The organism is Armatimonas sp., from assembly GCF_031410135.1.
Classification (GTDB): Bacteria; Armatimonadota; Armatimonadia; order Armatimonadales; family Armatimonadaceae; genus Armatimonas.
The window spans coordinates 1-8,041 of the sequence record NZ_JANNYP010000636.1; the positions used below are offsets into that span (position 1 = coordinate 1).

Annotated in this window: 8 protein-coding genes; 2 read left to right on the plus strand and 6 right to left on the minus strand. The window is 59.6% G+C overall.

The genetic code is table 11. The features are described 5' to 3' along the window. Positions 1–145: 145 nt before the first annotated feature. Entirely contained in the window at positions 146–1,981 is a 1,836-nt protein-coding gene (gene dnaK, locus RMO15_RS23250) for a molecular chaperone DnaK (protein WP_309717942.1), read from the minus strand. Positions 1,982–2,190: 209 nt separating this feature from the next. On the opposite strand from dnaK, the gene RMO15_RS23255 reads away from it, so the two are divergent. Then, a complete protein-coding gene (locus tag RMO15_RS23255; RefSeq protein WP_309717945.1) occupies positions 2,191–2,445 on the plus strand; it encodes a hypothetical protein in 255 nt (84 codons plus the stop codon). A gap of 3 nt (positions 2,446–2,448) precedes the next feature. Here the strand turns inward: RMO15_RS23255 and RMO15_RS23260 are convergent, their stop codons facing one another. The 5 genes from RMO15_RS23260 to RMO15_RS23280 form a co-directional block, all read right to left on the minus strand. Then, complete coding sequence (locus tag RMO15_RS23260; protein ID WP_309717948.1) at positions 2,449–3,318, minus strand: ABC transporter permease; 870 nt, start codon at positions 3,316–3,318, stop codon at positions 2,449–2,451. Continuing rightward, positions 3,315–4,298, minus strand: a complete 984-nt coding sequence (locus RMO15_RS23265; protein WP_309717958.1) for an ABC transporter permease — start codon at positions 4,296–4,298, stop codon at positions 3,315–3,317. Before RMO15_RS23265 ends, RMO15_RS23260 begins: the two co-directional genes overlap by 4 nt. Beyond that, a complete protein-coding gene (locus RMO15_RS23270; protein WP_309717987.1) occupies positions 4,295–5,872 on the minus strand; it encodes an ABC transporter ATP-binding protein in 1,578 nt (525 codons plus the stop codon). The genes RMO15_RS23265 and RMO15_RS23270 overlap by 4 nt, the downstream gene beginning before the upstream one ends. Positions 5,873–5,945: 73 nt before the next feature. Next, positions 5,946–6,974 (minus strand): BMP family protein, encoded by a 1,029-nt coding sequence (locus tag RMO15_RS23275; RefSeq protein WP_309717990.1) that lies wholly within the window; start codon positions 6,972–6,974, stop codon positions 5,946–5,948. Between the two features lie 96 nt (positions 6,975–7,070). Further along, positions 7,071–7,352: an Lrp/AsnC family transcriptional regulator gene (locus RMO15_RS23280; RefSeq protein WP_309717993.1), complete on the minus strand. Its 282-nt coding sequence runs from the start codon at positions 7,350–7,352 to the stop codon at positions 7,071–7,073. Between the two features lie 97 nt (positions 7,353–7,449). Between RMO15_RS23280 and RMO15_RS23285 the strand changes: the two genes are divergently transcribed. Then, a partial coding sequence (locus RMO15_RS23285; RefSeq protein WP_309717996.1) for an isocitrate/isopropylmalate family dehydrogenase occupies positions 7,450–8,041 on the plus strand: 592 nt, incomplete at its 3' end.

The following is an 8,041-nucleotide window of genomic DNA, read 5'->3' on the forward strand; positions in this document are numbered from 1 at the left end:
TTGTCTAGCGTGCGCGCTGGGTTGTCATAACGAACGATACTCATTTTATTTTTCTCCTTAACTCAAACTAAACTGTGTTTTTTGTGTCTCTCGGATTCTCTCCACGTGTCCCGCCGGTTGGAGCGGCGGGACTCTAACGGGAGAACTACTTCTCGCTCTCCTTGAACTCCGCGTCGATCACGTCGTCGCCACCCATCTGGGTCTTGTCGGGATCGACGTGGACTTCCTCGCCGGGCTCTGCCGTGGCTGCTGCCTGCTGGTAGAGGCGCTCACTCATGCCGTAGCTGGCAGTCTGGAGATCGTTGAGGGCGCTGTTGAAGCGGTTCTCATCATCCTCTTCCGATGCCTGGCGCACGGCGGCGATCTTGGCTTCCAGGTCTTCTTTCTCACTGGGTGTTGCCTTGTCGCCCAGATCGACGAGGGTGCGCTCGGTGGCGTAGATAAGCTGGTCGGCCTTGTTACGGCGCTCGGCAGACTCCTTGGCTTTCTTGTCGGCCTCGGCGTTGGCGGCGGCTTCCTTGACCATGCGATCCACTTCGTCCTTGTTCAGGTTCGACGAGCCACTCACCGTGATGCGCTGCTCGCGGCCCGTGCCCTGGTCCTTGGCGGAGACGTTTAAGATGCCGTTGGCGTCAATGTCGAAGGTGACTTCGATCTTGGGTACGCCACGTGGTGCAGGCGGCAGGCCCGAGAGCTGGAAGTCGCCCAGGTTCTTGTTGTGTGCCGCGATCTCTCGCTCACCCTGGTAGACCTTGACATGAACGTCGGTCTGGCCATCGGCTGCCGTCGAGAAGATCTCCGACTTGCGGGTGGGGATTGTCGTGTTGCGCTCAATCAGCTTGGTCATCACGCCGCCCAAGGTCTCGATTCCCAGCGAGAGCGGGGTGACATCGAGCAGGACAACGTCTTTCACTTCGCCACCCAGTACACCGGCCTGGATCGCGGCACCGACGGCCACGACCTCATCGGGGTTCACCGATCTATTGGGCTCTTTGTTGGTCAGCGAGCGCACCAGATCCTGGATGGCAGGAATTCGGGTCGAGCCGCCCACCATGATTACTTCGTCAATCTCTTCGATCTTGAGCTTGGCATCGGTGAGCGCCTGCTGGACACTCTTGGTCGTGCGGTCAACCAGATCCTTTGTCAGATCGTCGAACTTGGCACGGGTGAGCGCTAGGTCCAGGTGCTTGGGCCCCTCGGCATCGGCGGTGATAAACGGCAGGTTGATATTGGTGGTCACGACACTGGAGAGCTCGATCTTCGCTTTTTCTGCAGCCTCACGTAGTCGCTGAAGGGCCTGCTTGTCTTTCTTAAGATCAATGCCCTGCTCCTTCTGGAACTCGGAAGCCAGCCAGTCCATCACACGGGAGTCGAAGTCGTCGCCACCTAGGTGCGTGTCACCACTGGTAGACTTCACCTCAAAGACGCCGTCGCCGACCTCTAGGATCGAGACATCAAACGTCCCACCACCTAGGTCGTAGACAAGAATAGTCTCATTGGCCTCTTTGTCCATGCCGTAGGCCAGTGCGGCGGCGGTGGGCTCGTTGATGATGCGCAGCACCTTCATGCCCGCGATCTCGCCGGCGTTCTTGGTCGCCTGGCGCTGGGCATCGTTGAAGTAGGCGGGAACCGTGATCACGGCTGCTGTCACGGGCTCACCAAGATACGCCTCCGCATCGGCCTTGAGCTTCTGGAGAATCTTCGCGGAGATCTCCTCGGGCGAGTAGCCCTTACCATCGATCGTGGTACGGTGGCTGGTGCCCATGTGCCGCTTGATCGAGACAATCGTCCGATCCGGGTTGACAACCGACTGCCGCTTGGCGGGAACCCCGACAAGCTGATCGCCGGTCTTGTTAAAGCCGACGACGGAGGGCGTGGTTCGTGCACCTTCCGAGTTGACGATCACGGTGGGCTCTCCACCTTCCATCACTGCCACAACTGAGTTCGTGGTCCCCAGGTCAATTCCTACTGTTTTTGCCATAGTGTTTTAAGTTCCTCTGAGAAGAATTATTGCCAGGATGAGTATATAACTTGAGTGTCTTGTTGTCAAGTATCTTCCGAAGAAAAAGACGTTAAATCCAAAAAGAAAGTTCCCGGACTCCTTCGAAATAAGTGCGCGATACAATTTCTGCAAGGAGCGCCTATGATTTAGCACTTGCTCTAATTTTTAACCCTGAGGTCTAAGTGGTGTTGTCTCGAACATCGGAGCCGTATAAGGCGAGTTTTTCTGAGGGCGAGAAAGTGCGTATTGCTTCCTTAGGAATGCTCATTCAGTTTCAGCGTGACTGGCAAGCACATCACGCAGTTACGGAGGCACAGTTTCCCTATGCCAATCAGGAGGCGGTTGTCCGACGCGTCAGTTTCTATCACATGGGAACTGTTCTCTATGAGCTGGAAGATATCCCCGGCTTCTGGCACGAGCCGTGTTTGGTTGCTTCTGGGTAGAAACTAGCCCTGCTCGAAGGGCTCGCCAAGATGCGCGGGGGGCTTGACTTTCGCGCCGCGAATCGCGAGGGCGAGGAGGGTAAGGACGTAGGGGAGCGCGAGAAAGATGGGGTAGGGGATGTGGAGCGTGCCCTGGGCTTGGAGCCGGGTCTGCCAGACATCGGCAGCGGCAAAGAGCAGGGCGGCGGTGAGCACTCCGAGTGGGTTCCAGCGCCCAAAGACGATCACGGCCAGCGCGATAAAGCCGCGTCCGCCAGTCATTTCTTCGGTGAAGGTGTTGGCGATCCCTATCGAGAGCGCCGCGCCGCCGATGCCGCAGAGGGCTCCGGTGGCTAAAACGGTGAGCACGCGCATCCGGTTCACAAAGACACCCGCCGCCGCGACGGCCTCGGGTTTCTCTCCCGCCGAGCGCACGATAATCCCGAGACGCGTTCGGTAGAGCAGCCACTGTGCCACGGGAATGAGCAGCAAGCCTAATAGCGTGATTGCGTTGATCGCCGTGGAGCCATCGCCAAAGAGTACCGGGAGCGTCTTGACTTCGCCAGAGATCTTGAGAGAGCGGTAGAAAACCCCGGTTGCACCGAGCGCGAGAAAGTTTATCGTGGTGCCGACGATCACTTGGTCACGCTTCAGAGCAATAGCAAAAACGGCAAAAACGCCTGCCAGCGCCAGCGCCGCCAGTGCGGCGGCCAAGACCCCCAGATAGGGCTGACCTGTCGCCGCCGAGACCAGCACTGCGACCAGTGCCCCGACGAGTAGTAAGCCCTCCAGCCCGATATTGACCACACCTGCCCGCTCCGCAAACACAGCACCAAGCGCTGCTAGCAAGACCGGCGTTGCAAACGTGAGCGTCTGTAAGAGAAAGGGAATCACTTGCCGCGCTCCCTCAGCCAGCCGTAGGCAAGCACGGTGAGAAGCGTGACGGCCTGGAGCACTTGAATCACCACCGACGATACCCCGGCGCTCTGTACTTCTGTTGCACCTGCCGTGAGCGCTCCGAAGAACAGCGCGGTGAGAATTGTCCAGAGCGGCGAGAGGTTGGCGAGCAGGGCGACGGCAATCGCGGTGTAGCCGTAGCCCTTGGAGTACGGGTCGGCCAGAAAGTAGGTCACGCCGCAGATTTGAATCGCGCCCGCCAGCCCCGAGAGTGCTCCTGAGAGCAGAAACGTCCCCCAGGTGGTCTTGGCCACCGAGATTCCGGCAGCCTCAGCGGCCTCGGCACCTGCACCGACGGCGCGCAAGGCAAACCCGGAGGCGGTCTTGGCGAGGTAGGCCCAGATAAGAACCGCAAGAACCAGCGCGATCAGAAAGCCCTGGTGAAGCTGCGTCCCCGGCCAGAGAAACGCCAGCCGACTTGAGATGGCGAGCTTGTCGGACTGGGGGTACTGCTTCACGGCCTCTTGCAGCGGCCCGCGCACCATCCAGGCCACGAGCTGGATCGCCACAAAGTTCAGCAAGAGCGTCGAGAGCACTTCCTGCACCCCGCGCCAGAGCTTGAGCGCCGCCGCCAGCCCCGCCCAGAGCGCTCCGCCCAGTGCGCCGGAAAGTAAGGCCAGCGGCAGAAGCAGGGGAGCCGGGAGCCTCTGCGTCCCGGCCCAGATCGCAAAGACCGCGCCTAAAAGAAACTGTCCCTCGGCCCCGATATTGAAGAGCTTGCCCTTAAACGCGAGCCCCACTCCAAGGCCCGTGAGCAAGAGCGGCGTGGTCTGAATCAGCGTGTTGGCAACGCTATCTTTCGAGCCAAATGCCCCGCGAAACAGCGCCAGAGCCACCGCAACCGGTGAGGCTTTAGCCGCTAGGATCACGGCAGCGAGCAGTAAGAGTCCCCCGACAACACAGGCCACGAGCTTCACGCCGCGCCTCCCATCAGGCGGCCCAGCTCCTCGCGTGGGGTCTGTGGTGAGACAATGCCCATGAGCCTGCCGTCGAAGAGAACCGCCACGCGATCCGAGAGCGTGAGCACTTCGTCCAGCTCCGTGGAGATCAGTAGAATCGCCGCGCCTGAGGCCTGCGCCTCACGGAGGGCTTTGTGCACATAACCAATCGCCCCGACATCGAGGCCGCGCGTCGGGTTCACGGCCACGACCACCTTGGGCTCGCCTGCCAGTGCCCGCGCGATCACCACTTTTTGCTGGTTCCCCCCCGAGAGGCTACTCGCCGCAGAGTCCGGCCCCTCGGCGCGAATGTCGAAGCGCTGGATCAGCTGCTCGGCGCGTGCACGGAGCGCCTTTGCGGAGAGAAACGGGCCTCTTCGAAACGCGGGGCTGTCCTGCACGCCTAGCGTGAGGTTCTCTGTAATCGTCATCGAGAGCGCCAACCCGCGCTTCTGACGGTCCGCCGGGATCACCCCGATTCGGGCGTCTTGGAGGGCCTTGGGGCTTGGTTGTAGGGCAGCTCCAGCGACGAGAATCTCGCCACTTTGGGGCTTGGACATTCCCGAGAGACAGTCCGCCAGCTCGGTCTGACCATTGCCGTCCACGCCTGCAAATCCTAGAATCTCGCCGGGCGCGACTGTAAACGAGATATTTTTGAGCTTTCTCAAGGTGACGTTCTGGACGGTGAGGGCCATCTCCCCGCCGCTGAGACGGCGACCCTCTTCCCCTGCCACTCGTGCCTCGTTGGGAAGAGGGTTTGGCTGCCCCTCTTCCCGCGACGAAGGAGCATCAGGGGAAGAGGGGAGGCGAGGAACGAGACGGGGAGATGGCGCGATCACATCGCGTCCCACCATCGCCTCCGCAAGCACTCCGGCATCGCACTCGGCGGTTTTCAGCCTTGCGACGACTTTCCCACGCCGTAGAACCGTGACGCGCTCCGAGAGGGCGAGCACCTCGTCAAGCTTGTGGGAGATAAAGACGATGCCCTTACCCTCGGCTGCGAGCTGGCGGAGCGTGGCAAAGAGCTCGGGGGTCTCGGTGGGGGTGAGCACTGCCGTCGGCTCGTCAAAGATCAGGATTTTAGTTTCACCGCGCAGGGCTTTTAGGATCTCGATGCGCTGCTGCGTTCCTACCGGAAGGCTTCCGGCGAGCGCGTCCCAGGGCAGGCTCCAGCCCAGCTTCTCGGCAAGGACCTTGGCCTCGTCTAGCACGTCTGTGATGGGCCAAGAGAGAGGGCCACCCTTGGCTTTGTTGGCAGAAAGCAGTAAGTTTTCGGTGACGGAGAGCGGAGGCACCAGTAAGAAGTGTTGGTGTACCATCCCGATGCCTTGCGCACTGGCATCTGCGGGGGAGTCGAAGCGCGTGGGACTTCCCTCAAGCAAGAGCTCACCCGCGCTGGGCCGGAGCAAACCCGAGAGGACGTTCATGAGAGTGGACTTACCCGCGCCGTTCTCACCGAGCACGGCATGGATCTCCCCCGCACGCAGGTCAAAGTCCACGCTATCGAGCGCGGTAAAGCTCCCAAAGCGGCGCGTGAGCGCACGGGCTTCCAATAAAACTCTCCCCTCTCTCCCCTCCTCCCAGGATTGGGAGGAGGGGCGGGGGGAGGAGGGTAAAGAGGGCACCCTACGGCGTGACCTTACCAGCGATAACATCGGCCTCGGCGGCGGCGATCTTGGCTTTTAGCTCATCGGGGACTTTTCCAGCGAACTTATCGTTGTAGTGCAGCCCTACCACTTTCTCTTTCAGGCCGTATTGAAACGCGCCCGTCGCCTTGCCCTCTTTAATTGCCTTGGCGGCGAGGAGGTAGGCGGCTTGGGCGTCTACGAGGAACGAGCCGAGGTTCTTGGTCGTTGCCAGATCGTCTTGCGGTGCGTTGGCCCCAATAAACATCGCGCCTTCTTTGTCCGTCACAGCCTGCGCGACGCCCTGTCCAGCGGCATTGGCATTGTGGTGGAGCACATCCACGCCGCTATCTAACAGCGCTTGCGACTGCTGCTTGGCCTTCGCGATATCATCACCGCTCCCTGTAAAGACAATCTTGACTTCCGCATCGGCCTTGGCAGCTTTGACGCCCTTCGCAAACGAGGCAAAGGCTTCTTTCACAATGGGGATCTCGCTGCCGCCGACACAGGCCACTTTCCCCGTCTTAGTCATCCCGCCTGCGAGCATCCCGGCCAGATAGGTTGCCTCGCCCGCCTTGAACTGAATCGGGGTGAGGTTGGTGTCGGTTGTGCGGCCCCCAACCACCACAAAGTAGGTCTTGGGGAACTCTTTGGCGACACTGGCCGCTGCATCGTCGTACTCCGAGGCATGGAAGAAGATCAAGTTACAGCCCTTTTTGGCTAAGTCCCGCGCTGCGCCTGCCACGTTGGCCTGACCGGGGTCTTCGATGGCTGGAACCGTCTCGGTGCCAGGAATCTCTCCCTTGATCTTCGCCACACTGTCGTTGGCGAGCTGGCTCCAGCCCTTGTCGTTGATCTTGCCGGGCGTGATCAGGCCGATCTTCAGTGCCGCAATCGCCTCACCCCCGGTCGCTGCTGTCCCCGGCGCAGGGGGCGCTGCCGTGTCTTTGGCAGGCTCTTGTTGGGCACAGCCCACGAAGATAAATCCGAAAGTGAGGGCAGCGCAGAAGCGCCGTCGGGAAGAGATCATAGAAAAACTCCAATACGAATTTGGTTGGCTCAGGATACCCTAACGGGCTCTTGCGTTCAAGAGTTCCCATCTCTCATCAATAACACGAGTGCTGGATCAGGGCTTCCCTAGGGCGATCACCTCGGTGACCGTACGATGTGCCTCAAGAGGGTGCCGTAGGGGGATCTCGGCGTTGATCGTGTAGCTATTGCGCCGCCCATCACGGTGACGCACTAGAACGCCGCCATCTTCTAGCTCCGCAACAATGCGCTGCACTGCGCGCTCCGTAATGCCGACTCTAATCGCCACATCTCTGAGGCGAATCTCGCTGTCTTGTGCCAGGCAGATCAAGACATGCGAGTGATTCGTTAAAAAAGTCCAACCAGATTGACTTGCCATAGTGCTGAGCATTATATCTGAAGAATCGTGAAAAAAATATTGCGAAAACATTGTCGTGCATTTAATTTCGTGATATTAATATCTACGGAGGTTTGTTATGGATAAGCATGTAGTGGCGTGTGCGTGTGGCGATGGGATTGGGCCGGAGATCATGGTCGCAGTACAGCAGGTACTGAAAGCGGCGGGGGCACCGCTGGAGTGGCGCTGTGTGGAGCTGGGAAAGCTCGCCTACGAGAATGGCAATAGCTCGGGGATTACACCTGAGGCTTGGGCGGCGATTCGTGAGACGAAAGTGCTGCTCAAAGCGCCTCTGACCACACCGCAGGGTGGCGGCTACAAGAGTGTGAACGTGACACTGCGCAAGTCTCTGGGGCTCTATGCCAACGTGCGGCCCTGCGTCGCCTATGCGCCCTTTGTAACCACCAAGCACCCGAAGCTCGACATGGTGATTATCCGTGAGAACGAAGAGGATCTCTACGCGGGTATCGAGCATAAACAAACCGACGATGTGGTGCAGTGCTTGAAGCTCATCAGCCGCCCTGGCTGTGAGAAAATTGTCCGCTACGCCTTTGAATATGCCCGCAAGAACAACCGCTCCAAAGTGACGTGCATGACCAAAGACAACATCATGAAGCTCACCGATGGTCTCTTTCGACAGGTCTTTGAGGAGATCTCTCTGGAGTACTTAG